General features: G+C 37.6%; 26 protein-coding genes. 11 read left to right on the plus strand and 15 right to left on the minus strand.

All coding sequences use genetic code 11. The annotated features are described in order from the left end of the window. Nucleotides 1-234 precede the first annotated feature (234 nt). Complete coding sequence (locus tag ABXH06_RS11675; protein WP_311581895.1) at nt 235-783, plus strand: gamma carbonic anhydrase family protein; 549 nt, start codon at nt 235-237, stop codon at nt 781-783. Here ABXH06_RS11675 and ABXH06_RS11680 read toward each other — a convergent pair. The 4 genes from ABXH06_RS11680 to ABXH06_RS11695 all read right to left on the minus strand — a co-directional run bounded on the left by ABXH06_RS11680 (nt 780) and on the right by ABXH06_RS11695 (nt 3218). Beyond that, the gene (locus tag ABXH06_RS11680) at nt 780-1016 is read right to left on the minus strand and encodes a hypothetical protein (protein ID WP_353518329.1); all 237 of its coding nucleotides are present in this window, start codon (nt 1014-1016) and stop codon (nt 780-782) included. The two genes, ABXH06_RS11675 and ABXH06_RS11680, sit on opposite strands and share 4 nt — an antisense overlap. After that, nucleotides 1013-1828 carry a shikimate dehydrogenase gene (aroE, locus tag ABXH06_RS11685; RefSeq protein ID WP_353518330.1) on the minus strand — a complete coding sequence of 272 codons (816 nt, stop codon included), beginning with the start codon at nt 1826-1828 and terminating at the stop codon, nt 1013-1015. Before aroE ends, ABXH06_RS11680 begins: the two co-directional genes overlap by 4 nt. A 123-nt stretch (nt 1829-1951) precedes the next feature. Next, the gene (locus ABXH06_RS11690; RefSeq protein ID WP_353518331.1) at nt 1952-2653 is read right to left on the minus strand and encodes an OmpW/AlkL family protein; all 702 of its coding nucleotides are present in this window, start codon (nt 2651-2653) and stop codon (nt 1952-1954) included. Between the two features lie 196 nt (nt 2654-2849). Further along, the gene (locus ABXH06_RS11695; protein ID WP_353518332.1) at nt 2850-3218 is read right to left on the minus strand and encodes a diacylglycerol kinase; all 369 of its coding nucleotides are present in this window, start codon (nt 3216-3218) and stop codon (nt 2850-2852) included. 154 nt (nt 3219-3372) lie between these two features. Between ABXH06_RS11695 and ABXH06_RS11700 the strand changes: the two genes are divergently transcribed. After that, nucleotides 3373-4338 (plus strand): GGDEF domain-containing protein, encoded by a 966-nt coding sequence (locus ABXH06_RS11700; RefSeq protein ID WP_353518502.1) that lies wholly within the window; start codon nt 3373-3375, stop codon nt 4336-4338. On the opposite strand, the gene hemF is transcribed toward ABXH06_RS11700, so the two are convergent. Both hemF and tsaC read right to left on the minus strand, forming a co-directional pair. Then, nucleotides 4305-5216 (minus strand): oxygen-dependent coproporphyrinogen oxidase, encoded by a 912-nt coding sequence (hemF, locus tag ABXH06_RS11705; RefSeq protein WP_353518333.1) that lies wholly within the window; start codon nt 5214-5216, stop codon nt 4305-4307. The two genes, ABXH06_RS11700 and hemF, sit on opposite strands and share 34 nt — an antisense overlap. Next, nucleotides 5213-5761, minus strand: a complete 549-nt coding sequence (gene tsaC, locus ABXH06_RS11710; protein WP_353518334.1) for an L-threonylcarbamoyladenylate synthase type 1 TsaC — start codon at nt 5759-5761, stop codon at nt 5213-5215. The genes hemF and tsaC overlap by 4 nt, the downstream gene beginning before the upstream one ends. Nucleotides 5762-5927: 166 nt before the next feature. On the opposite strand from tsaC, the gene ABXH06_RS11715 reads away from it, so the two are divergent. After that, nucleotides 5928-7865 carry an alpha/beta hydrolase family protein gene (locus ABXH06_RS11715; protein WP_353518335.1) on the plus strand — a complete coding sequence of 646 codons (1938 nt, stop codon included), beginning with the start codon at nt 5928-5930 and terminating at the stop codon, nt 7863-7865. A 65-nt stretch (nt 7866-7930) separates the two neighbouring features. Here ABXH06_RS11715 and ABXH06_RS11720 read toward each other — a convergent pair whose 3' ends face one another. Next, nucleotides 7931-9562, minus strand: a complete 1632-nt coding sequence (locus ABXH06_RS11720) for an acyl-CoA synthetase (protein WP_353518336.1) — start codon at nt 9560-9562, stop codon at nt 7931-7933. A 348-nt stretch (nt 9563-9910) separates the two neighbouring features. On the opposite strand from ABXH06_RS11720, the gene purE reads away from it, so the two are divergent. Both purE and ABXH06_RS11730 read left to right on the plus strand, forming a co-directional pair. Then, the gene (gene purE, locus ABXH06_RS11725; RefSeq protein ID WP_353518337.1) at nt 9911-10393 is read left to right on the plus strand and encodes a 5-(carboxyamino)imidazole ribonucleotide mutase; all 483 of its coding nucleotides are present in this window, start codon (nt 9911-9913) and stop codon (nt 10391-10393) included. Between the two features lie 10 nt (nt 10394-10403). Next, nucleotides 10404-11564, plus strand: a complete 1161-nt coding sequence (locus ABXH06_RS11730; protein ID WP_353518338.1) for a 5-(carboxyamino)imidazole ribonucleotide synthase — start codon at nt 10404-10406, stop codon at nt 11562-11564. Nucleotides 11565-11604: 40 nt separating this feature from the next. Here ABXH06_RS11730 and ABXH06_RS11735 read toward each other — a convergent pair whose 3' ends face one another. From ABXH06_RS11735 to ABXH06_RS11750, 4 genes are all read right to left on the minus strand, one after another. Then, the gene (locus ABXH06_RS11735) at nt 11605-12162 is read right to left on the minus strand and encodes a topoisomerase DNA-binding C4 zinc finger domain-containing protein (protein WP_353518339.1); all 558 of its coding nucleotides are present in this window, start codon (nt 12160-12162) and stop codon (nt 11605-11607) included. A 178-nt stretch (nt 12163-12340) separates the two neighbouring features. Further along, on the minus strand, nt 12341-12814 hold the full coding sequence (locus ABXH06_RS11740; protein ID WP_311581930.1) for a DUF494 family protein: 474 nt from the start codon (nt 12812-12814) through the stop codon (nt 12341-12343). A gap of 12 nt (nt 12815-12826) precedes the next feature. Then, nucleotides 12827-13915 (minus strand): DNA-processing protein DprA, encoded by a 1089-nt coding sequence (gene dprA / locus ABXH06_RS11745; protein WP_353518340.1) that lies wholly within the window; start codon nt 13913-13915, stop codon nt 12827-12829. A gap of 123 nt (nt 13916-14038) precedes the next feature. Further along, nucleotides 14039-15127, minus strand: coding sequence for a LysM peptidoglycan-binding domain-containing protein (locus ABXH06_RS11750; protein WP_353518341.1), 1089 nt, complete (start codon nt 15125-15127; stop codon nt 14039-14041). Nucleotides 15128-15253: 126 nt separating this feature from the next. Between ABXH06_RS11750 and def the strand changes: the two genes are divergently transcribed. Genes def through trkA form a run of 4 tightly spaced genes read left to right on the plus strand, consistent with a single transcriptional unit; the run spans nt 15254 to nt 19458 of the window. Then, nucleotides 15254-15769 (plus strand): peptide deformylase, encoded by a 516-nt coding sequence (gene def / locus ABXH06_RS11755; RefSeq protein WP_353518342.1) that lies wholly within the window; start codon nt 15254-15256, stop codon nt 15767-15769. Nucleotides 15770-15797: 28 nt separating this feature from the next. Continuing rightward, the gene (fmt, locus tag ABXH06_RS11760; RefSeq protein WP_353518343.1) at nt 15798-16772 is read left to right on the plus strand and encodes a methionyl-tRNA formyltransferase; all 975 of its coding nucleotides are present in this window, start codon (nt 15798-15800) and stop codon (nt 16770-16772) included. Between the two features lie 4 nt (nt 16773-16776). After that, nucleotides 16777-18072 (plus strand): 16S rRNA (cytosine(967)-C(5))-methyltransferase RsmB, encoded by a 1296-nt coding sequence (gene rsmB, locus ABXH06_RS11765; protein WP_353518344.1) that lies wholly within the window; start codon nt 16777-16779, stop codon nt 18070-18072. Nucleotides 18073-18078: 6 nt separating this feature from the next. Beyond that, on the plus strand, nt 18079-19458 hold the full coding sequence (gene trkA, locus ABXH06_RS11770; RefSeq protein ID WP_311581947.1) for a Trk system potassium transporter TrkA: 1380 nt from the start codon (nt 18079-18081) through the stop codon (nt 19456-19458). 19 nt (nt 19459-19477) lie between these two features. Here the strand turns inward: trkA and ABXH06_RS11775 are convergent, their stop codons facing one another. The 4 genes from ABXH06_RS11775 to ABXH06_RS11790 form a co-directional block, all read right to left on the minus strand. After that, the gene (locus tag ABXH06_RS11775; RefSeq protein ID WP_311581950.1) at nt 19478-20929 is read right to left on the minus strand and encodes a TrkH family potassium uptake protein; all 1452 of its coding nucleotides are present in this window, start codon (nt 20927-20929) and stop codon (nt 19478-19480) included. Nucleotides 20930-20944: 15 nt separating this feature from the next. Further along, complete coding sequence (locus ABXH06_RS11780) at nt 20945-21562, minus strand: YigZ family protein (RefSeq protein ID WP_353518345.1); 618 nt, start codon at nt 21560-21562, stop codon at nt 20945-20947. A gap of 18 nt (nt 21563-21580) precedes the next feature. Next, complete coding sequence (gene pepQ / locus ABXH06_RS11785; protein ID WP_353518346.1) at nt 21581-22900, minus strand: Xaa-Pro dipeptidase; 1320 nt, start codon at nt 22898-22900, stop codon at nt 21581-21583. 170 nt (nt 22901-23070) lie between these two features. Further along, nucleotides 23071-24981, minus strand: a complete 1911-nt coding sequence (locus ABXH06_RS11790) for a transglycosylase SLT domain-containing protein (RefSeq protein WP_353518347.1) — start codon at nt 24979-24981, stop codon at nt 23071-23073. A gap of 143 nt (nt 24982-25124) precedes the next feature. On the opposite strand from ABXH06_RS11790, the gene ABXH06_RS11795 reads away from it, so the two are divergent. Beyond that, nucleotides 25125-26024, plus strand: coding sequence for an SPOR domain-containing protein (locus ABXH06_RS11795; protein WP_353518348.1), 900 nt, complete (start codon nt 25125-25127; stop codon nt 26022-26024). A 14-nt stretch (nt 26025-26038) separates the two neighbouring features. After that, on the plus strand, nt 26039-26281 hold the full coding sequence (tusA, locus tag ABXH06_RS11800) for a sulfurtransferase TusA (RefSeq protein ID WP_353518349.1): 243 nt from the start codon (nt 26039-26041) through the stop codon (nt 26279-26281). Nucleotides 26282-26288: the final 7 nt, after the last annotated feature.

Consider the following 26288-nt stretch of genomic DNA (forward strand, 5'->3'; position numbering starts at 1 on the left):
ATTCTGCGCTCAGGTCAACAACTATTTTCAATTATTTTTTTGTTTGCTTGGTTTTCGTACAAACCCCGTATTAATTGATGTTTATTCATCAATTATTGATAGTTAATTAGCCAAGAGAATACAAATTCTTATATCGTACCTATTTACTTTCTAATAATTCAATTCGCGTTATTTAACGATAAAGCGTACTCTTTTATTCATGATTTAGTTAAAACGTATAGAAAGAGCTCGTTTATGAAAAATAATAACTTAAGATCTTATAAAGGAATTACGCCAACTATTGGTCATAATTCTTATGTTGATGAGAGTGCCGTGTTAATTGGCGATATTGTTGTTGGCGCAGAGGTAAGTGTTTGGCCATTGGTTGCAGGAAGAGGTGATGTTAATAAAATACGTATCGGTGATAGAACCAATATACAAGACGGTACTATTTTACATGTAACTCGCAAATCTAGTCATCAACCGGATGGGTTTCCGTTAATTATTGGCGATGATGTTACTGTTGGTCATCAGTGCATGCTACATGGTTGTATTTTAGGAAATAGAATTTTAGTCGGTATGGGGGCTATCATTATGGATGGTACTGTCGTTGAGGATGATGTTTTTATTGGTGCTGGAACCGTTGTTCCTCCAAATAAAGTACTACGCAGTGGTTATCTTTATGTCGGCAATCCAATGAAAGAAGCCCGATTACTTAAAGATAAAGAACTGGCATTTTTAAAACAATCTGCGGATAACTATGTTCATTTGAAAAATGAATACTTAGAAGAAGTCGAAAGTTAAGCTTTCATTTGTATATGAATTTCATCCCCCTCTGGTTCATTTTTTTCGAGCCAGAGTTCAGCTACTTCTTCTAAATCAAATTTAGTACAAGCATCGATTTTATCTAAGCGCCCTAAAGAAAAAGAATGAAAATATAGTGTAATACGTTGTCCTGACATGATGCCAGTAAAGCACCAAGCATTATGAGTTTTGTCAAACGTTAGGTCATCATTAAAGAGTATTGCTTGATTCATTTCGACATTTCCTCTCTCAATGAAGTTAAAACAGGTTGTGTATCCGGTTGAATATTTCGCCATATGGCGAAACTCACTGCAGCCTGACCCACTAACATTCCTAAACCATCAATTATTTTTGCTGCATTTCGTTGTTTAGCTAGTTGTAAAAATGGCGTTAAGGTTTTGCCATAAGTCATATCATAGCAAATCACATTAGAGCGTATCAGTTCTTCAGAAATAGGTAGTGCTTGGCCATTCAAGCCTGCCGAAGTTGCATTAATAATAACATCGAACTCATAGTTAGTTACTTTTTCGAAAGAACAACAAGAAATAGGCTTTGCGAGATATTGCTGAATAATTGCTTCGGCTTTCGAGACAGTCCGATTAGCAACAACGAGCTGTGTAGGTGATTGTTCTAATAAAGGCAGAATCACCCCTTTTGCAGCCCCACCGGCACCTAACAGTAATATTTTCTTATTCTTTAACGCTACATTATTTGCTAATAAATCATTAACCAAACCATCACCATCGGTTGTATCGCCCAAGATTTCGCCATTTATAAATGACAAGGTATTCACAGCACCAGCTAATTTTGCTCGTTCGGTTAATTTATCGCATAACGCCATTGCCTCTTCTTTAAAAGGAGAAGTAACATTCGCGCCTTTACCACCAATATTGATTAATTGCTTTACTGCTTGAGAAAACTTACCTATCTCAACATATTCACTTTGATAATTTAAACGCTCTTGGGTTTGCTCAGCGAATTTTTGATGTATAAAGGGAGAACGAGATTGCTTAATAGGGTTTCCGAAAACGCGATATTGATCCATGACGGCTATTTAATAAAAAAGAATAATGGCAGAATATAACAATGATAAGGATAAAAACACAAAAAAGCAGGATTAACTGAATGCTAAAGCCTGCTTTTTAGTTATGAGTTATAAGAATTTAACTTAAAATTTATAACCCAGCATTACTGAAAATACCATAGGGTCTACTTCTATATCCGCAGAGCCTTTAATTAAATCGCCAATTTTAAAGTTAGCTTCTGTATTGATATCAATATATCGAACAGAGGCATTAACCTGCCAGTTGTTGTTAAGTTGATAATCAGCACCTACTTGAGCAGAAAGACCAAAAGAGCCATCTAATTTTAGATCATTAAAACCTAATGATTTAGGTGTATCTTTGAATTTTTCGTCAAAGAAAATAGTGTAGTTAACACCAAGACCTATGTAAGGTTTAAAGTTTGAGGCGGTATCAAAATAATATAAAGCACTAACGGTCGGTGGTAAATGAGTCACTTCACCTAAAGTTACACCATCAACATTCGTTCCAAAAATTTCTTCAGAACCCCCTTGAGGATCATAAATAGTAACATCATGGGTGAAAGGTGTTGCTGCTAATACTTCTACCGCCCAGTTGCGGTCAAAAAAGTAAACGACATTTAAGCCAAGTTGCGTATTGTCATCAACAGCAATAGATAAAGGCGTATTGCCTCCTATTGCTTCAACATAAACACCCGCTTTATCACTATTTGGATCAACCATAGTTAATCCACCACGAACAACAATATCACCTGCTTTATAATCACTTGCTAATGCTGAAAGTGAAAGAGTTGTTAATACGGCTAAAGTAATAATATTTTTTCTCATCTTAATATCCACAATAAAAGTAAGGTTTATAATTAAGACGATTGTATAGAGTGTTTACTTTAAAAAATTTGACCTAGCGCAAACTTCGAGACTAATCTCATATTTATTTAACATATTAGCAACGCAATAGCTTAAATAAACAAAAAGCGTGTCATAAATTACAACGATGGAATGAATTTGAAAGAAATGACTAGCGTTATAGCAAAGTGAAAATTTTATAAGCCCATACTAAAACAAAATATATTATTGCAACAAAAACGGCTGCAGAGCCTAAGTCTTTAGCACGACCACTTAATTCGTGGTGTTCAAGACTAATTCTGTCAACTGCCGCTTCAATGCCAGAATTAAGTAATTCGGCAATCAAAATACCCAAAACTGAAGAGATCAATAAACAAAACTCGATAAAGTCATTGGCTAGATAAAAAGCACTTGGCAATAAAATAAGGAGCAAAAATACTTCTTGTCTAAAAGCTATTTCATATTGATATGCCGCTTTCAATCCCAAAAGACTGTGTTTAATCGCGGGTATAAAACGACCGAGATGCGTTTGTTGTTTAGATGACAAAATAAAACCTAACCTATTTAATAACAACTAAAAATAATGCAATCAAAATTAATTTACATCATAGCTGCTATACTAAAATTGAGATGAAATAACCAAGCAAGATAATATTAGAATGTTAGCAAGAAGTACACTACAGCAAAGAATTCTTTGCGTGATGCCTTTACTTTCGGCAGCCGGAATACTGCCGTTAACGATTTATAGATTTATACAAGCTGAATGGGATATGGCACTGTTAGATTTAGCCATTTTCATCCTTATGTGTTTAATCGGTTATTTTGCTTACCATCAAAAACACGTAAGTACTCTTAAAATACTTTTTTGTCTATTGGCGATTTTTGGTAGTTTATCCACCCTATATTTGAAAGGTGAAAGTCAGTTATTTTGGTGCTATCCAACCATCGCCTTACTTTTTTACTTCTTAACTGTACGCATAGCCGCAATCAGTAGCCTGCTAACATTAATTGGTATAGCGATACTTGCAGCGCCATTATTAACAAATTTAATGCTAGCTACATTTCTAATTACGTTAATGATCACCGCCAGTTGCTCTTTAGCTTTTAGTTATGAAACCAGTAAACAAAATGAACAATTAGAAACCTTATCGAAAACCGACCCCCTAACCAAAACTCTTAATAGAAGAGCTTTTACCGAAATCGCAGAGTTGCAAATAAGTAAATATAAACGTAACCCTGTTGCTACAAGTATGATTCTTTTAGATATCGACCACTTCAAAAGTATCAATGATAAGTTTGGTCATAACCAAGGTGATGAGGTGTTAATAACCGTCTGTCATTTAATACAGCAAGAGCTAAGAGTAAATGATTACCTTTTTCGTATCGGTGGTGAAGAATTTATTATCTTGCCCTATGCAATTAATCAGGAGCAAGCAATTCAATTGGCAATTAAACTAAAGGAATTAATAGAAAAATATCCTTTTATTGAAAATCATCAAGTCACTATTTCATGTGGTGTCGCGGAATATACGAATAAAGAAGAAACACTAACAGATTGGTATGCCGTTGCCGATAGCGCGTTATATCGAGCAAAAGCAACGCGCAATACAGTCTGTCCGGTTAAAGGAACTTGTTACTCTGATAGCCAATCTTGTGCTACTAAATAATCGGTTAACTTGGCTTCTTCCGAACCTTGCTCGGCTTGAAAATTATATTCCCACCTTGCCAAAGGCGGCATAGACATTAATATAGACTCCGTGCGTCCGCCTGACTGTAAACCAAACAAGGTTCCTCGATCAAAAACCAAATTAAATTCAACATAACGGCCACGACGATACAACTGAAATTCACGATGTTGGTCATTATATTCAGTATCTTTTCGCTTATTAATAATCGGCACATAGGCATCAACAAAGCCTTGGCCAACGGCTTTGATATAATTTAAACAGGTTTCAAAATCCCATTGATTTAAATCATCAAAAAATAAACCACCTACACCACGTGTTTCATTGCGATGTTTTAAATAAAAGTATTCATCGCACCACTTTTTATGCTCTGGATAAACGTTATCACCAAATGGCTGGCATAGTTCTTTAGCGGTTTGATGCCAATGTTTTACATCTTCCATAAATGGATAAAAAGGTGTTAAATCAAAGCCACCACCAAACCACCATACTGGCTTCTCACCTTGTTTTTCGGCGATAAAAAAACGAACATTGGCATGAGAAGTAGGAATAAAGGGGTTTTTGGGGTGGATCACTAATGACACCCCACACGCCCGCCAAGTTCTACCAGCAAGTTCAGGACGATGAGCCGTTGCCGATGGCGGTAATTTATCTCCAGAAACTTCTGAAAAATTAACACCGCCTTGCTCAATAACAGTTCCGTTTATTAACACGCGAGTACGGCCACCACCACCCTCTGCTCGCGTCCAATTATCTTCAACAAATTTTCCGCTACCATCAGCCAATTCAAGTGCCTGACAAATATTGTCCTGTAATTGCTTTAAAAACTCGATAACTTGATTGAAATTGACTTGGCTCATGCGCGAAACTGCTCTCCGGTTAAAGCATCTATAATAGTTGATGGCTGATTATACCCTAAGGTTTGTCCTTTAATAATAAAATCTATTTTATCAATTAATTGATTCGATAATGCTTGCCACGTTCTCGCGGGAGTTTCACCAGATAAATTGGCACTGGTAGAAACAATGGGTTTATTAACGCTATTACATAAAGCCACAACATCTGGCTGGCTGGTAAGTCGTACTGCAATAGTGTCAAACTTACCGGTTAATAATGCATGACAATTTTTATGCTTAGGAACAACTTGGGTAATACCATCTGGCCACCTAGAAAGCACAGTAAAGCGCTTATCTTGGGGAATTTTATCATCGTCAATATAAGGTAATAATTGAGAATAGTTGGCAGCTAATAAAATCAGTCCTTTGTCAGCAGAGCGATTTTTTAAACGCAATAGTTTTTCAATCGCGTCAATATTGTCTGGATCACACCCCAAACCAAATACTGCTTCGGTAGGATAAGCGATAATTCCGCCATTTAAAAAAGTATCGACAGCCGTTAATGTCATAATTGCAAGTAAGTAAAATTAAATTAGCCTTGATTATACTTGTTTTATCAGCGAATAAAATTTAAAGTCACAGAAATAATCTATTACATTTCATGTAAATAGAAAAACTTGGGTTTAATTGAATACACCCTTTCTTTATCAAAAGAATCATTAAATGGATTTAAGAATGAATATCGTACGAAATCTTATTATTGTAACTACGTTACTCCTCTGCTCTTTTAATAGCATCGCTAAAAACTGGGAGCACTTATTTGATCATAATAAATATCAAAATGCCAAAATATCCCCTAATGGTGAAGTTATCGCTATTGCGATGGACTATGAAGGCAGCACAATTTTAGTATTTTTAAATAGAGAAGATATGAAAACCGTTGGAACAGCGAGGTTATCTGGCGGTTATGAAGTTGGTGATTACAAATGGGTCAATAATGAACGAGTAGTAATCGCAATGGTAAAGCACGTGCCATCCTTAGAGGAGCCTCAGTTTTATGGCGAATTATATGCTGTAAACTATGATGGTAAACGCGGTAAAATTATTTATGGTTATCAAGCAGGACAAGATCAAGTTGGCAGCAGATTAAAACGAAAAGAAAGTATATTCGGCTGGGCTAGCATAATTGACGTATTGCCTGAAGATGAAAAACATATATTAATAAAATCAACCCCAATGAGTAAAACGGGAGTTCGGTTATCGTCGGTTTTATTATTAAATGTTTATAACGGTATGATTAAAAAAGAAATGGATAAAGCCCCTCTGCCTTTTAGTCATTTTTTAACGGATACTTCTGGCAACATCAAAGCGGTAGTGGGTACTGATGAACATAATAAAAGACAACTCTATTTAAAAAAGGAAGATCAGTGGCAAAAAGTTCCTGAAAATACGGTTGGCCAATCAGTATCTTTAATTTCAATCAGTTCATCAGGTAAATATCTGTATACGAGAGACAATCACAACCAAGATTTATTTGGTATTTTTAAATTAAACTTGAACGATTTTACGTATAAAAGTTTATACACTGATAAAAACGTCGATGTTACTGACGTAGAATTAACTGTTGATGGTAGAAATGCATACGCCATAAGAATAGATGATGGCTATCCTGCATACCTTATTCTGAATAAAAAGCTGGATGAAGCAGCAATATTTAAAGATCTACTTAAAACATTTCCTTACAGCTCTATCAATATTACAAGTCGGTCTGATGATGGCGAATTCTCAATTATAATGGTTTCATCAGATACCAACCCTGGACAACTGTATTTATTCAATAAGAAAGATAACAAGCTAACATTGCTTTTTGGTTTTAAGCCAGAAATACAAAATAAAGATCTTTTTCAATCTGAACCCATTCAATTAAAAGCTCGTGATGGACAATTAATTAATGGTTATTTCACACAAGCTAAATCGTCAACTAACAATGCATTAGCTCCTGTAGTCGTCATGGTGCATGGCGGCCCTCATGGTATTAGAGATTACTGGCAGTTCTCAAATAAAATTCAGTATTTAGTGCTGAATGGATATTCTGTATTACAGGTGAATTATAGAGGTTCTGGGGGGTACGGTGAAAAATTCAGAGTAGATGGTTATAAAGTATGGGGAACAACTATTCAACATGATATTTATGATGGCTATCAGTGGCTTGTTGACAATAATAAAGCAGTAGCCGGAAATGTCTGTATTATGGGCGCCAGCTTCGGTGCATACTCTGCGGTACAAAGTGCAACGCTATATCCAGATGTTTATAAGTGTATTATCGCTAACGCAGGTGTCTATAATTTAGAATTGATTTTAGAAGAAAATGGCAGCAGAGCAGTTAAAAGTTTTTGGCGTGAAGCATTAGGTAAAGATAAGAAGGAATTAAAAAGCTTTTCACCGGTGAATTATGCAGGAAAAATTCAAGCTCCACTATTATTGGCACACGGTGAAGATGATAGAGTCGCACCTATAGAGCATGTAGAACAATTAAAAGACGCATTAGATGAAGCAAATAGGCCTTATGAATGGTTTGTTTTAGATGATGAAGGACATGGTTTTTATAACCCTGCAAACCAAAAAGCTTACATGAGAAGTGTGTTAAGCTTTTTAGATAAACATTTAAAATAAACTAATCATTCACCATCGCCCTATAATTATTTAGGGCGATGGTTTTATTAAAAATATCCAACGAGTTAAGCAAATAGCTCTTTAACCTTTGCCCGTAAGATAAATTTTTGAATTTTACCTGTTGATGTTTTCGGCAATTCACTAAACACCACTGTTTTTGGCGCTTTAAAGTTGGCCATATGTTCTCGACAGAAATTAATTATTTCCGTTTCAGTTGCTGTTTTACCTTCTTTTAACCCGACGAAGGCACATGGCGTTTCGCCCCACTTTTCATCTTTTTTCGCTACAACTGCAGCTTCTAAAATAGCTGAATGTTGATACAGGACACTTTCAATTTCTACGGACGAAATATTTTCACCACCTGAAATAATAATATCTTTAGAACGATCACGAATTTCAATAAATCCATCAGGGTGTTTTACCGCTAAATCACCGGAATGAAACCAGCCCCCTTTAAATGATTCCATCGTAGTAGTGTCATTTTTTAGATAACCTTTCATGGTGGTATTACCGCGAAACATAATTTCACCAATGGTTTCGGCATCAGCAGGCACGACTTTCATTGTATCTGGGTCTAAAACATCGACATTTTCTTGAGTAGGATAACGCACACCTTGCCTTGCTTTTAATGCCGCCCGCTCATCGTCATTACGCTGATCCCACTCTGCTTTCCACTCACTTACTACGCATGGTCCATAAACTTCGGTTAGACCATAGCCTTGCGTAATATCAAAACCTCGAGATTCCATGCCTTTGATCACTGCCGCTGGTGGTGGAGCACCCGCTGTCATAATACTAATACCGCGTGGCACTTTATCTAATAATTCAGTCTCGGCATTTAAAATCATATTTAAAACAATAGGAGCCCCACAAAAATGGCTCACTTGATGATCGATTAAACTATTAACAATGGCGTTCACTTCAACCTGTCGTAAACAAACTTGTGTTCCGCCCATAGCAACTATCGTCCAAGGAAAACACCAGCCATTACAATGAAACATAGGTAGTGTCCATAAATACACCGACTGATTATTGATCGGCCAAATCATATTATTACCCACTGCATTTAAATATGCACCTCGGTGAGAATACACCACGCCTTTAGGATTCCCGGTAGTGCCTGAAGTGTAATTTAGCGCTAAACTTTGCCATTCATCGACAATAAAATTGCCTTGATAATTTTCATCTCCTTCAGCTAATAATGCTTGATATTCAATGTCACCGATACATTCAGCCTCTTCACATTCAACATCATCGTCGATATCTATCACCAGAGGTTTACGTGAACACAAGGCTAAAGCTTTTTTTACCACTGGCGCAAATGCGGTATCCGTAAGTAAAATATCGCACTCACCATGATCTAAAATAAAAGCAATCGCTAGTGCGTCTAAACGAATATTAATAGAATTAAGCACGGCTCCCGTTAATGGCACGCCGTAATGAGCATCTAAAAATGCCGGAATATTAGCGGCAATAATGCTAACAGTATCTCCCGGTTTTACTCCTCGTTGCACTAGAGCTGAAGCTAAACGACGAACATTATTTCGATATTGTCGATAGGTGATTTTTTGCTCGCCATGAATAATAGCCACTTTTTCTGGGTAGACATCAGCAGTTCGATTTAAAAAATTGATTGGAGTTAACGGCTGGCTATTTGCAGCTACCTTGTCTAGCCCTTGATTATAGATATTACTCATAACTCAACCTCACTATTTTGGCGTTATTGCCTTGGAAACCATAATTTAAGATATGGTTATTTTACGTACATTAAAATTTTTACCTATCCTCCTTTGGTCTAATAGTGTCGACAATTATTAAACTGCTTTTATATATACTGCTGATAACTACATTTAATAACCAATATTGTCTACAACATAACTATTTTGCTTTTTTATATTCAAACAATATTATTTTAGTCGTCGTTTTTATAGACAAATTTCCGCAACATATTTCCGTATTAAAGCAAACAAAGGTATAATGCGCGGCTTATTTTTGGTGATGTTTAGATCACAGCTAACGGCATTTAAACTACAAGGTGATAAATCATGAAAGTCGGTATAATTATGGGGTCAAAGTCAGATTGGCCAACAATGCAACACGCAGCAGATATGCTTGATTTATTAAAAGTTCCTTATGAAACAAAAGTAGTATCGGCACATAGAACACCTCATTTACTTGCTGAATATTCTGAAACAGCCAAAGAGCGTGGCATTTCCGTAATTATTGCTGGTGCTGGCGGCGCGGCGCATTTACCAGGCATGGCAGCGGCTTTTACTCCACTCCCTGTTTTAGGTGTACCAGTACAATCTAAAGCACTTAATGGACAAGACTCTCTACTTTCAATTGTACAAATGCCAAAAGGCATCGCAGTTGGTACTTTAGCTATTGGCACTGCTGGTGCTGCCAATGCAGGTTTATTAGCCGCACAAATTATTGGTACGCATAAGTCAGAAATCATGGCAAATATTGAAGCGTTTAGAAAAGAACAAACAGAAACTATTTTAAATAACCCGAATCCCGCTGAATAGGTTTATTACAATGAAAAAAGTGTTGGTATTAGGTGCAGGACAATTAGCTCGTATGATGGATTTAGCGGGTGCACCGTTAGGTATGGACATTAAAGCATTTGACGTACGAACAAATAAAGTTGTTCACCCTGTTGATCCCGAGCATATTTATGGGGATTTACCACATGGCATTTCACAATGTGATGTGATCACCGCGGAATTTGAGCACGTTGCGCATAACACGTTAAATGAATGTGAAAAGAGCGGAAAATTATTTCCAAGCAGTGATGCAATAAAAATTGGCGGTGATCGTCGGCTTGAAAAATCACTTCTTGAGTCATGTAAAGTAGCAAACGCAAAACATGTAGTAATAGCCACGAAAGCTGATTTTGATCTAGCACTTAAGCAACTTGCATTACCAATAATTTTCAAAAGTGCTCTAGAAGGATACGATGGCAAAGGCCAATGGCGTTTAAAATCGCTCGAACAAGCTGATGCTATTTGGCAAGAGATGGAAGCATTTATCGCCAACGCAACATCTTCTGTTGCCCAAGGCATTGTTGCAGAGCAAATGGTACCTTTCGATCGAGAAGTATCTTTAGTTGGTGCACGAAATACCCATGGCGAAATAGCGGTTTATCCGTTAACTGAAAACCATCATACCAATGGTATTTTGAGCGTTTCAGTAGCTGCGCCAAGCGAGGCAAGTCTTCAATCGAATGCGGCTGAAGTTTTTACAAAAATTGCTGAACAATTAAATTATGTTGGGGTACTTGCAATAGAGTTTTTCCAAGTAGGCGAGAAGTTATTAGTCAATGAAATTGCACCGAGGGTACATAACTCAGGGCATTGGACACAACAAGGTGCTGATACATGCCAATTTGAAAATCACCTTCGCGCTATTTGTGGCCTACCTTTAGGCGGCACACAATTAATTCGTCCTACCGCGATGGTCAATGTTATTGGTGAAGACGATATTTCAGATGAAATTTATTCTATACCGAGTGTTGCAATGCATTGGTATGATAAAGCAAAGCGTGATGGACGAAAAATGGCTCATATCAACCTTTGTGGTAAAGACGAAGTTGAGTTAGCTGAGCGATTGGTTCAATTATCCTCGCTATTAAAGCAAGAATCTTTTCCTGATTTAGACAGTTTTGCCAAACGTTATCTAGCGAAAGTGTCTCAATAAGCCATCAAATCACAACATAAAGGCAGTGATCTTATTGTCTTTATGTTTCTTGAAAATGACCACATTTTTTCTGCGCACATTGTAGTTTCTCGCCAGCTGACATATTTCTTTTCAATAACAACTCAAAACCACATTTCTGACAAGTTCCAGCCACAGGTGGATGATTAACAATAAATTTGCACTTTGGATAATTATCACAAGAATAAAATATTTTACCGTAGCGACTAGTGCGTTCAATTAATTCGCCTTTCTGACACTTAGGACAATTAACGCCAGCATCTTCATGGTGGTTTTGATCTTCAATATGATGACACTCAGGAAAATTGCTACAACCGATAAACATGCCATATCGACCTTGTTTAACCGCAAGTTCGTGGCCACATTTAGGACACTCACTCCCCGCCAAAATTTGATCTTCAACTTTTTCATGTTCAACAATTGGGCGAGTGAAAGCGCAGGCTGGATAAGAAACACATCCCCAAAAAGCACCTGATTTACCATGTTTGATCGTTAATTCACTGCCGCACTCAGGACAAGGCTCATTCGCTTTATCAAGCGCATGTTCATGATGTGAAAACATTGAATCGTCGTTTGACATGAAATATCTATTTAAGTGGTATTGAATAAGAATGATTATCGCACAAAAAAACTATGCTGTGTAAATATAGCTTTAATACAAAAAACGCTCTCGGTAAACCAAGAGCGTAGTAGGTGGATTTTTACAAAAGACGAAATCAATTTGATCTGCCAATTGATTACTCATATGAGAGAACCCGTTAGTGAAGCGGTCCTTCTTGCTCATCAAAAATTAAATCTTCCATTTGTGAATAGGCAGATTCTTTACCAGGGACATTAAATAACACCATTAATACCACCCATTTTAAATCATCAATAGTGAAGTACTTGGTATCAAGCTCCATCACTCTATCGATCACCATTTCACGCGTCGTAAAGTCAAGCACATTTACTTGTTCTAGAAACATTAAAAAACCACGGCATTCTTGGTCAAGTATTTGACTTTCATCTTCGGTGTAAATACGAAATGAACGACTTGCTTCACGCGAAAAATACGGATAGCTGTCGGTGTCTTGCAAAGCGGCTAATTTCTCTAACCAAGCAAGTGCTTTATATATTTCATCTTGGTGAAAGCCGGCCCGTGTTAGTTCATCAGTGAGTATGTCGTGGTCTACCATTACCTCGGCTTCACTATGAATATAGTTTTCAAAAAGGTACATCAAGATATCAAACATATTTAGCCCCTATTAATTTTTAAGGTAGCCCCCTGGCACCGCAGACACCAGACCTCTAAGCTCAAGCATTGTTAATCGGGTTAGCACTACGTCTGTGGGTAGTTTACTCCGAGAAACCACCGTATCTACGGGAGTGATTTCATATCCCACACTAGCTAACAATGAATCGTTAAACAAGTCCTGATCACAACTTTTTTTTGACTCTTTTTCTTTCTCTTTGTTTCTACTCTGCTTTAATCTTAAGTCTAGACTATTTTTTGAATCAAAGCTTACTTCTTCCATTATATCGGCAAGTTCCTCAACTAATTTAGCCCCTTGTTTAATTAACCAATGACAGCCTTTAATTTGCGGATTATTAATATTGCCAGGTACAGCAAAAACATCTCGATTTTGTTCCAGCGCAAAACGAGCGGTAATTAACGAGCCACTTCTCATAGCGGCCTCAATAATCAATACCCCTGCTGACATACCACTGATAATACGATTTCGCTTTGGAAAGTGTCCAGATTTTGGTGGCGTATTGGGGAGAAATTCACTGACAATTGCCCCGCCATTTTCTATGATTTTTTTGACTAAATTTTTATGGCGAGCCGGATAACAAAGGTCAATACCGGTAGCAATTACCGCAATAGTTGCTGATTTGTTATCAACCGCTCCTTTATGAGCATGCGCATCAACGCCTAACGCCAAGCCACTTGTGACCACAATTTCTTGCTCAGATAATTCGTGGGCAAATTGATAAGCCGTTTCTCGACCATGGACACTGACATTACGACTGCCAACAATCGCGAGTTGAGGATGGTTTAACACCTTACTATCCCCTTTGACAAACAGCACCAAAGGCGGATCATAAATTTCTTTTAATTTCTGTGGATAATCCGCATGATCGAAGGGAATTACCTTTCCGGCAAGTGACTTTACACGTTCAATTATGCTGTCTATTTTTTGCCAATCAGGTGAGATTAATGCTTGATATTGTTTCTCTGAAAGCCCGATTTTAATTTGAGGCGGTGGTTGAGTAAATAAATCAATTAATGAAAATTGTTGAACAAGCGCTAATTTTTTATGGATGGCGAGTCGAGGAATAAATTTTAAAGCCAACCAAAACCGCACATTATTTGTGAGGTTTGGTTGGCTTAATGCTTTGCTTTATGTGCAGCTTCATCCTGAGGTTGCATCTGTTTTCTCCCTAAAACAGTTCAATACTATGTATGACAAGACTTTTTATGGCGCAGTTACCCAATCTTGTAATCTTAACGGCTTTTCAGAATTTAAAATAATTGCCATACTGACTTGGTCAAACACTTTAAAAACCATCAATTTACCAATGGCTTCTTTTGGCATTTGATAATCAGATTCGGCTTCATTCGCCATTCTATTCCAACGCGATGCATCAGCAGTATAAACAGGGCCATCATTGGTTTCGACAACACCAGGGCTTAATCGTTTTACAGATAAAACATCACCTTGTTTAACGCCATGGCTATTACCTTGGTCAATAAAAACCACTTCAAGCTTGCCAAATTCTCGCATGCCATTTGATGCTTTAATGATTTCACCTTGAACATCATTATTTGCTGCTTGCATGGTAAAAAATGAAGGTAACATTTGCCCTTCATTTACTGGTTTAACAATATCGCCAGCACGAATTTCTCTTAAAGCACCCTCAACATAAATTGTAGCCGGTGTTTTACTGGCTTTATCACCTTGGCGAATAGCTTTACCTGTGCCAACTAAACGAGCATGATAACCAATAATCTCTTCAGTAGACGGGGACAAAATAGCTTCAGATTTTTGATAAACACCATAAGACTTACCTACCGCTAAGTCGCCGTTAACATATAGCTTCACACCATCAACACTTGATTTATATCCTTCATCACTGCCTAAAATATAAGGACCAGATTCAATGTCTTCTCCAGACAATACCGTGTCATATTTTACAAAAGGTGATAATACATTCAGCGAAATGGTTTCCACCGGATTTTGATCTTTAAGTGAGGTACGAACCTTAGGAGACCACTTTAATGCTGGTTTTCCTTTCACCAACATTGGTTGACCTTGTGCATCATAAACAAGATTCAGTTCTTCACCCGGATAAATTAAATGAGGATTCTCAATGTCAGGGTTAATTCTCCATAATTTTGGCCATAACCAAGGTTGCTGTAAAAATTTTGCTGAAATGTCCCAAAGCGTATCGCCTTTTTTTACGACATAAGACGTTGGTGCATTTTTCGCTAATTTAAGCTCATCGGCTATAACACTCAACGGCAAAATTAAACAAAATATCGTTAAAATTATCCTTTTTAGCATATTTATCCGCCTATTCTTCTTTCAATTAACCTAAAGTAACGTAAAGCACTAGGATTAATTATATTTAATGGCTAAAATTGAAACATAACACTCTATGCGAAATTTCGCGAATTCTTTTGAAAAATTATGGCTATATTAGACGTTTTACGATTTCCAGATGAAAGACTTCGAACTAAAGCAGCGCCAGTTGCCGAAGTAAATGAAGATATTAAAAACATTGTTGCTGACATGTTTGAAACTATGTACGCAGAAAATGGTGTTGGCTTAGCGGCAACACAGGTAAATATTCACCAACGAATTGTGGTAATTGATGTTTCCGAAGACAAAGAACAATCCTACGTATTGATTAATCCTGAAATTATCAAGAAAAATGATGAAATCATGATTAACGAGGAAGGTTGTTTGTCGGTGCCAAGCAATTATGCAAAGGTTGAACGCCACACAGAAGTCACGGTAAGAGCACTTGATATCAATGGCGAAGTATTTGAACTAGACGCAACGGAATTATTATCTATCTGTATTCAACATGAGTTGGATCATCTTGATGGCGTTCTCTTTGTGGATTATTTATCGCCACTAAAACGTAAACGTATTCAAACCAAACTAGAAAAAGAAGCTCGTTTAGCAAAAGCTGGCGCTTAATCACTGTTATTAAGAATAGAATCTACCTATGTCACAACCTTTAAATATTATTTTTGCCGGCACCCCTGATTTTGCCGCCAAGCATTTAGCTGCACTGATCAACTCTCACCACAATGTTATTGCGGTTTATTGCCCACCCGATAAACCCGCGGGCCGAGGAAAAAAACTCACAGCCTGTGCAACTAAGCTTTTAGCGATCGAAAACAATATTCCGGTTGAGCAACCTCAACACTTTAAAGAAAGTGAAGATCAAGCAACATTGATCAATTACCAAGCTGACATCATGGTTGTTGTGGCCTATGGTTTGTTGCTACCTAAAGTCATTTTAGACGCACCACGACTTGGCTGCATTAATGTTCATGGTTCTATCTTACCGCAATGGCGCGGCGCGGCTCCTATTCAACGCGCGGTTGAAGCCGGCGATTTAGAAACGGGTGTCACCATTATGCAAATGGATGAAGGTCTTGATACGGGCGATATGATTTTAAAAGCGACGTGTGAAATTAGCCCACAAGATACCAGTGCCAGTATTTATGAAAAATTGGCGGCATTAGGCCCTCAAGCATTAATCGAAACTTTACAGTTAATGGCGGAAAGTAAACATCAGGCTGAACCGCAAAATAATGCGTTAGCGAGCTATGCAGCTAAACTCCATAAAGATGAGGCAGAATTAGACTGGCAATTACCGGCAAAAACCTTGCATCAAAAGCTCCGCGCCTATATTCCTTGGCCTGTCGCTCAGTTTACTTTTACCGATGACAAACAAAAACAACACCGTATTCGCACTTGGCAAGCCAGTGTTGTTGAAGGTAACTTTAGTGAAACTGCCGGCACAATACTTCATGTTGATAAAACAGGTGTTACCATAGCGACAGGTGAGCAAGCGTTAAAATTAGAAACTTTGCAGTTACCAGGCAAAAAAGCAATTCCGTTTAGCGACCTATTAAATGGTCGCGCAGAATGGTTTCAAAAAGGTCAATCTATTAACGGTTTAGGTAAATAACACTATGGCTACAAATGTAAGAGCCCTAGCCGCTAAATGTACATATGCTGTAATTGATAAAGGCCGAAGCCTTGCTGATGAATTACCTGCACTACAAGAAAAAGTGATAGGTAAAGACAAAGGGTTATTACAAGAGCTATGTTATGGCGTGTTGCGATACTTGCCAGAGTTAGAGCATGAAGTAAGGCAACTAATACAAAAGCCATTAGTGGCGAAACAACGAGCTGTGCATTTTTTACTGTTAGTGGGTATTTATCAAATAAAATATACCCGCATTCCAGATCATGCGGCTGTCAGCGAAACTGTAGCGGCCACTAAACCGTTAAAACATCAGCATTTAAAAGCTCTAGTCAATGGCATCTTGCGAAACTTTCAGCGTAAAACAACTGACAATGATGAAAAATTGCCTGTTGCGATACAATACAATCACCCAAGCTGGTTTATTAAGAAAATACAAAATGCCTACCCAGACGATTGGCCAGCGGTTTTAAATGCCAACCAAGAAAAACCACCGATGTGGCTTAGAGTCAATCAACAGCATCATACTATTGAACAATATTTGGAATTATTAGCAAGGGCTGATATTGAAGTAGCGAGTGTTGATGAGTTTTCTGGAGCAATAAAGCTCGTACAAGCAACAGATGTTAATAATTTACCCGGGTTTGAGTTAGGTCATGTTTCTGTGCAAGATGGCGCTGCTCAACAGGCGGCGGTACTTTTAGATTGCCAACCTCATGATAACGTACTTGATTGCTGTGCAGCACCTGGTGGAAAAACCTGTCATATTTTAGAACTTCGCCCGTCGATAAATGCAATGACCGCCATTGATATTGAAGAAAAACGCTTATTACGTGTGAAAGACAATTTAGCTCGATTAAACCTATCAGCAAATGTTATTGCCGCCGATGCGTCTAAACCTGAGTTATGGTGGGACAAACAAGCATATGATCGCATACTTCTTGATGCACCTTGTTCGGGTACCGGAGTGATCAGGCGTCATCCGGATATAAAATGGTTAAGAAAATCAACCGATATTGAAGCCCTGACGATATTACAACAACAAATATTGAAAAATATATGGCCATTACTTAAACCCGGTGGTACTTTGCTTTATGTTACTTGCAGTATTTTACCTGAAGAAAACTGTGAACAAATTCAGCAGTTTATTTCAAAAAATTCTGATGCAGAGCTGATAGCAATAGACAATACTCAACAGAAAATAGGCTGGCAAATTTTACCCAATGAGCAGTCTATGGATGGTTTTTATTACGCTAAGTTAAAAAAGAAAAATAACGGATAGCATCCAATGAAAATAGTCATAATTGGCGCAGGACAAGTTGGTGGTACACTCGCAGAGAATTTAGTGGGTGAAAAAAACGACATCTCATTAATTGATACCAACGCAGAAATACTGCGAGAATTACAAGATAAAATGGATTTGCAAGTTGTTGTTGGTCAAGGCTCTCATCCCGATGTGCTAAAGCAAGCTGGTGCTGAGGATGCCGAACTTATTGTTGCCGTTACCAGTGACGATGCAACGAACATGATCGCCTGCCAAGTATGTTATTCATTGTTTAACACCGCGACTAAAATTGCGCGAATTCGTTCCGCTAAAATTTTGAAATATCAAGATGAGCTTTTCCAGCCCAATAATATTCCTGTAGATCACGTTATTGCTCCAGAAGAATTAGTGACTCGTGATATCGCCAGACTTATCGATTATCCTGGTGCATTGCAAGTATTAGAATTTGCCAAAGGTAAAGTCAGTTTAGTTGCCGTAAAAGCTTATTATGGCGGATTATTAGTTGGTCATGCCCTATCAACCCTGCGTGAACATATTCCTAATGTCGACACACGTGTTGCGGCTATTTATCGTAACGGCAAGCCTATTCGCCCACTTGGCACAACCGTGATTGAAGCAGATGATGAAGTATTTTTCATTGCGGCTACCATTCACATTCGTGCCGTGATGAACGAACTTCAAAAGCTTGAACCCGCATACAAGCGCATCATGATCGCAGGCGGTGGTAATATCGGCGCAGGCTTAGCTCGTCTATTAGAAAAAAACCATCAAGTTAAACTGATTGAACACACAGCAAAACGTGCTGCTTATTTAGCCTCAGAGTTAAACGATACGTTAGTCTTTGTTGGTGATTCATCCGATCAAGAGCTATTAATGGAAGAACATGTTGATCAGTTTGATGTTTTTATTGCAGTCACAAATGATGACGAAGCCAATATTATGTCATCTTTATTGGCAAAGCGCTTAGGTGTTCGAAAAGCCATGGTATTGATACAGCGCAGCGCCTACATAGATTTAGTACATGGCAGTAATATAGATATTGCGGTTTCCCCTCAACACGCGACAATTTCGGCGCTATTAACACATGTTCGAAAAGGAAGTATTAATAATGTTTATAGTTTACGAGGTGGTGCTGCAGAAGCGATTGAAATTGTAGCGAAAGGGAACGAGAACTCCTCAAAAGTTATAGGCAGAACCATTGCTTCATTAAAATTACCTCCAGGTACCACTATTGGAGCGATAGTTCGTGATGAAGAAGTGATCATTGCTCATTCGCATACTGAAATTTTAGCTGAAGATCATGTTATTTTATTTTTAGTCAATAAAAAATATATCACCGATGTTGAACGATTATTTTATGTAGACCCGTTAAAATTTTTCTAATTTTTCAAGATAATCAGAATTAAGAACGCCAAAACGCTGGTGTAAACAACACCAGCAAGGTAAAGATTTCTAACCGACCAAATAACATCGCTAAAATTAGCACCCATTTACTTGAATCACCAAGGTTAGCAAAGTTAGCAGCGACTTCTCCTAAGCCAGGTCCTAAGTTATTTAAGCAAGCAGCAACAGCGGTAAAAGCAGTTATATCATCTACGCCTGCCGCTAATAATGCCAACATACAAAGCACAAACACGGCAGCATAAGCAGAGAAAAAGCCCCAAATCGCTTCAACTACTCGATTTGGTAAGGCTTTATTACCTAATTTAATGGTAAAAATAGCTTTCGGGTGAACGAGTTTATTTAGCTCACGCAAACCTTGTAAATATAATAAAACCACGCGGACAACTTTCATACCGCCGCCTGTACTCCCTGCACAACCACCAATAAAGCTAGAAAAAATTAATAATATGGGTAATAACGTTGGCCACTCTGAAAAAGATGTGGTGGCAAAGCCTGCTGTGGTACTAATTGACACGGATTGAAACAAGGCTTGATCAAAGGCTTCAAATCCACTTTCGTAGATCCCTGCCGACATTAATACCGTAAAGCAAAGTAAAGTCAGTGCTAACTGAATATAAAGAAATGCTTTAAATTCAGGATCATAAAAATAAGCACGTAGTGATTTACTGTGTACTACCGCAAAATGCAGAGCAAAGTTAACTCCAGAGATAAGTAAGAAAAGTACACAAACGAAATTGATCAATGGGCTGTCGAAATACCCCATACTTAAATCATGTGTAGAAAACCCACCAATGGCAATTGTAGAAAAAGCATGGCAAATCGCGTCAAATAAATTCATCCCTGCTAACCAATAACTGATTGAACAAGCAACCGTTAACGATAAATATATAAACCAAAGGTGCTTCGCGGTATCAGCTATACGAGGCGTCATTTTTGAGTCTTTAACTGGTCCTGGAGTTTCAGCACGATATAACTGCATGCCACCAACGCCTAGCATAGGAAGAACCGCAACCGCTAAAACAATAATCCCCATGCCACCCAACCATTGTAGTTGTTGTCGATACCACAACACTGCATGCGGAAGCCCGTCAATTTTCGTGAGTATCGTAGCTCCTGTTGTTGTTAAACCTGAAAATGACTCAAAAAAAGCATCGGCAACTGTCAAGTTAGGTTGCTCTAATAACATCAAAGGTACGGCTGAGAAACTGGCTAATACTGTCCAAAACAGAACGACAATTAAAAAGCCTTCTCTAGCCCTCAAGTCACTTTTTTCATCTCGATTAGGGTACCAAGCAAATAACCCAGCGATTAAACAGAAAACAAATGACATTAAAAATGAAACACCGCCGCCATCACGATAAATTAATGAAATAAATGCAGGAGGAAGCATGGTGACACTGAGTATGGCCACTAACAGTCCTAAAATGCGGATAATATTTTTATATTGCACGACTATTATTACTTCTTATTTTTCATGTGACTTTAAAATTAATTGGCCAGAAGACAACGTTTGTAATTGTTCTTTTAATAACGGTAAATTTTCTTCAGGAATAGCTAAAGTTAATGCAACATCTTCTTGAAAACATTGTTCAATAACTTCACCACCTATAGTATTAAGTAAATGTAGCACATCATTCACCTGAGTATACTGACACGCTAACGTTTTCTGTACCATAGGAATTTTAGTTTTTGTTTTTAATAACGTTAATGCTTGTCTTACACTCCCCCCATAAGCTCTTTGCAGTCCGCCAGTCCCTAATTTAATTCCACCAAAATAACGAACCACCACGGCACAAACTTCGCCGATGCCACTACCTTGCAAAACATTTAGCATAGGACGACCGGCAGTGCCTGAGGGCTCTCCATCATCTGAAAACCCATAATATTGACTATTTTTTGGATGCGAACTGACAAACGCATAACAGTGATGTCGCGCTTGAGGATGTAATTCAATGATTTTTTTTAAGAACGTTTTAGCGGCTTCATTAGAAGCGCAAGGTGATAGATAACAAATAAATCGACTTTTATTGATAATTGTTTCATCTATCACTTCACTTGCTGCTATTTGATAAGTTTGTGACACGTTTAACTTTTACTATGTTTAGTCTAATTCTAAATCACGGGTCATATTTTCATTATGTGATTGATGAACAATAATATTATCTTCAATTCGAATCCCGCCAAATCGGCGCATTTCATCGACATTCTCCCATTGAATCATATCGCCATTTTTTGACTGTTTTAGATCTGACAGTAATGAATCGATAAAATATAAACCAGGCTCAATAGTAAAAACCTGTTCACTTTCTATGACTCTTGAAGTTCTTAAAAACGGATGGTTGTCTGGAGTATTTACATGCGTTCCACGTTCATCAGCCATAAAACCACCGACATCATGAGTTTGAAGACCTAAATGATGACCAAGACCATGCGGGAAAAATGTACTCACCACACCAGCTTCAGCAGCAGTTGCGGCATCGACAGTTAAAAAGTCGAACTCATGTAAAACATTCGCAATATCACGATAAGTATTAATATGGAGATCCACATAGCTTTTCCCTGGTTGAAGTCCATCAACTGCCTTCAACATTAATTGATCCATGCGGGAAATTAACTCAGCAAACTTATCACGTTTATAGGAATACGTTCTGGTAATATCAGAGGCATAACCATGAAAGTTTGCGCCTGCATCTATGAGAAATGAACGATGCACTTGAGGCACACTTCTTTCTAATGCCGTGTAATGCAAAATAGCGGTATTTTCATTTAGCGCGACTATATTTCCGTAGGGTGTTTCACTCTCGGTCTGTTGACTCGCCTTTAAATAAGCTTGTTGAATATCATATTCAGAGGCACCATCAAAAAATGCAGCTTTTGCCGCTTTATGAGCTTTCACCGCAATGCTATTGGAAAGTCGCATACATTCTTGCTCATATGATGTTTTATATGCGCGATGAAAGTGTAAATAATTCAATAATGTATCTGGATTAATACTGTCAAACCCTAACGCTTGAGCTACTTCAACGTGTGCCCCTATATAAGCGTAGCCTTTTTTATCATAAGGCAGAAGCTGATCAACGGCAGAGGCCTTACTCAACACTTTTATGTCAAAAAACTCATTCCAATAGTTATTGGATAATTCAATCACTTTATGCCAAAAATCAGTCGGCTGATAATAAATAAGCGTCGGTTTGTCTTCACCATTGATGATTAACCAAGAGTTAGGCACATTGACCAAAGGAAGCCAATGTTTAAAATGCGGGTTAACTTTAAAGGGATAACTTAAATCATCTAAGAATACTTTAAGCTCTTGCCCAGAATGAATGACTATACCCTGCAAATTATCTCGTTTAAGCGCGTTTTTGGCTCTGATTTGTAGTTCAGCTACATGTGCTGGATATAAGGTCGAAAGTTTACTCATTCTCATGTGATCACCCTGATGAAAAATTTTAGCCATCATACCATAGCGTATTGTGCAGTTCAGCACTTGCGACTTTACATATCTAAGATTGCTTTGATTTTAAAGTGATTATCGCAAGATCAATATTATGATGACTACAACACCTTATCTGAAAAAGCATTATGTAGTCATTATAACTGGGTAATATTTAGGCTATGCAACTGATCAAACAGTGAACTTTGCTCACCCACTTTATGTTGATAAATTTCTTGATAAGCCAGTACGCTTTTCACATATTCACGTGTTTCCCGAAATGGGATCGTTTCAATCCAAATATCAGCAGGTAATTCGTTTGCTGATTTTAACCACTTTTTCACGCGATAAGGTCCAGCATTATAGGCCGCAGTAGCTAGCACTTGATTTCCTTTATGCCTATCTAATAAATCTTTTAAATATTTAGTGCCTAAATTAATATTATTTTTACTATCAAGCAGGTATTTAGTCGATACCTTTTTTCGTCTTGTTAAATGTTTTGCGGTATCCGGCATTAACTGCATTAAGCCTCTCGCTCCGACAGATGAGTTTGCATCCGACATAAAGGAGCTTTCCCGACGAGTAATAGCAAAAGCCCATGCAGGGTTAATGGCATACTTACTCGCATGTTGCTTAATTTCATCGTTGAATGCTAATGGAAATCGTAAATCTACATCATCTAAATATCCCACTTGAGATAAAGCAAAAATAGCACGATCATACCAACCTATTTCATTCGCTAATTTAGCGGCTACTAACTTTTGCCGTTCTGTTAATTGTCTTAGCCAATAGTTCCATTCTAATCTTGCGTGGTAATAACGACCTAAATGAAAAAATTCAAAGGCTCGCTTGCCCGCCGCATTTTTAAAAAGCTCTATTTTTTCTTGTTCAGATATTTGTAAGGGCTTATTTTGTAAATTAACGGGTTTATCGCTATAGGTTGCTGCTAAAAAACCATAATAATGACGAGTATCTGCCAACTCCTCCATTAATTGTTTACCTAATACTTGTTCATTGGTGGCTAATAAACTGCGTGCATACCAATATTTCCATTGTTGTTTTTGTTGATAAGCAACTGGTAATGACAGTAATTCTGTTTTAATGGTTGGCCAATTTTGCTTTCTCAAAACATCAGCTATTTTCCATTGAACGATATTGTCGGTTAAATTGTTATCATCGACTTGCTTTAACCATTCATTGGCCGATGGATGGTTTTTACTGGCTAAAGCTAATGAAAATTTTAAAGCAATTTGTTGCTGCTGTTCTTCAGTAAAAGCAAAGTTAGTTTTTGCTTGTTGATAAGATTTCAGCGCCCTATTTTGATCACGCCAAATTAATCTTTTAATGCCATACGTATAAATGGTAGTTTCTTTGTCATTTTTATTTGGAAATCGTGATAATTTCGTTATATAGGCAGGATCTCTACGTACTTTATGCCAAAGCTTCCCTAAATACTGCTCATTTTCAGGAAGCAGCCCTGTTAAATAAGGTATTAAAGTATGCTTACCACCATCAGCTGCTAGACCTAATCGCTGCCATACATGCTCTGGCGTTCGCAACCCTGCTTTTTGCCAACGTTCAAATAATGGATCACATGACTTAGGTTGAGACTTACCTACCACCCATAATTTCGCTATTTTAGGTAAAACGTTGCTTTCTGCTACACCTTTATTAAGTTGATACTGATAATAATGACAAGTGAGGTTAACGTCGTACGTTGGCTGAAAAAACTCGATAAACAACGCCTGACGGTTTCTTTTAATTAAATAGTTCAACCATTTTTTGCGTAATGGCCAATCAAGTGGAGAACCTTGGTATTTATCTAAAAAACTGGCTATTTCTTTCGCTGATGAAAGACGCATGCGGTGTATCAAGCGCTTCTGATCTAAATAAGGCTGCAATGGATAATAATTTAACTGTTGATAGAGTTCTTGATACGTTGATGAATTCGACTTCCACAATTGTTTCTCTGCATTTTCAAAAGTCTTCCTCAATAGGTATCCTTCTGAGGCATTTGACGTAAATACAATACTGAAAAATAAGGCAAAAACTAGGAGAAACGTGCGCATAAAAAAACCTACTCTGTATATCTCTCTTTAGGTTATTCACCCTATGACAACAAAGCAAGTATATTTACCAAAAAACCATTTTCCCTATTTGGTAGTTATCAGGATTTACTGTTAATATAAAAAAAAATATCAGAATTATCCCTATGAATAAATTAACAATTATCTTTATAGTTTTCGTGTTATTGCCTTTTTCGATTCTTGCTCAAGATAAACATAAAGTCGGTGCCGGCGTTAACTACCATCTCGATCAGGAAAACGGCCCTGGGTATCATATTTTTTATCAATGGCAATTTGGCGAATCGTTTGAATTTGAAACGCGATATTTTGATAATAATGACATTATGTTAGAGAACAATGACACCAATATCTTTGCCAATTACAGCCAATTTTCACTTGGTGCCAACTTTATTAAACGCTACAACAGTGATTTATCCATAAAAGCTGGAACGGGTTTAGGATTTGTTATCAACAGCTCGAATGAAGCGGTTATCGAAAAACAAATGTCACCTTATATTATGTTAGCTGCCACCTATCAATTAACTAAAAACTTAGCCTTAGAATTTGGCCAGTTCTCTCACTTTAATAGTGAAATAATCGATACTAACCATAGTTTGTTTTTATCTCTCAGTTATCAATTTGGTCAAAAATACAGTAATTATTCGCCTGAAGTACGCACTGCAAGTCCGGCTGTTAGAACAACAACAACAGAAACGCCAAACCAAGTTAGACCAAGCGTTCCTGCAGCTGTGGTTGAAAAAACACCGCAAATGAAAAGCCAAGCGATAAAATCGAATCCTAACAAACCTCAGTGGTATGTGCAGTTTGGTGCGTTTAGCAATATCAGTAATGCTCAACAATCTTTAACTCAATTACAGCAGTTATACCCAAATATTCATTTTCAATTAGTGAATGCCAATCATTATTTTCGTATCATCAGTCATGCTTTCGAGGCTAAACAACGCGCCGATGATTTTATTAGTATGTTGAAGACAGCTCATAATTTAAGTGGCTATATCACTCAATTATCGCTTGCTAACAATTAATTGGGTCAGTTGTAATGAATGAAATTTTTGCAAAAGCAGATCACCAGTTAGATGCCATTGGCTTAAGGTGCCCTGAACCCGTTATGATGGTGAGATTAAATATACGTAAAATTAACAGTGGCGAAACTTTATTAGTGTTAGCAGATGATCCGTCTACAGCTCGAGATATACCTAGCTTTTGTCGGTTTATGGAACATCAACTCATCGCGCAACAATGTGATAGCATTCCTTTTCAATACTTAATTAAAAAGTCTTAATACTTTT

The sequence above is a fragment of the Thalassotalea sp. SU-HH00458 genome, assembly GCF_040362795.1.
In the GTDB taxonomy this organism is placed as follows: Bacteria; Pseudomonadota; Gammaproteobacteria; order Enterobacterales; family Alteromonadaceae; genus Thalassotalea_H; species Thalassotalea_H castellviae.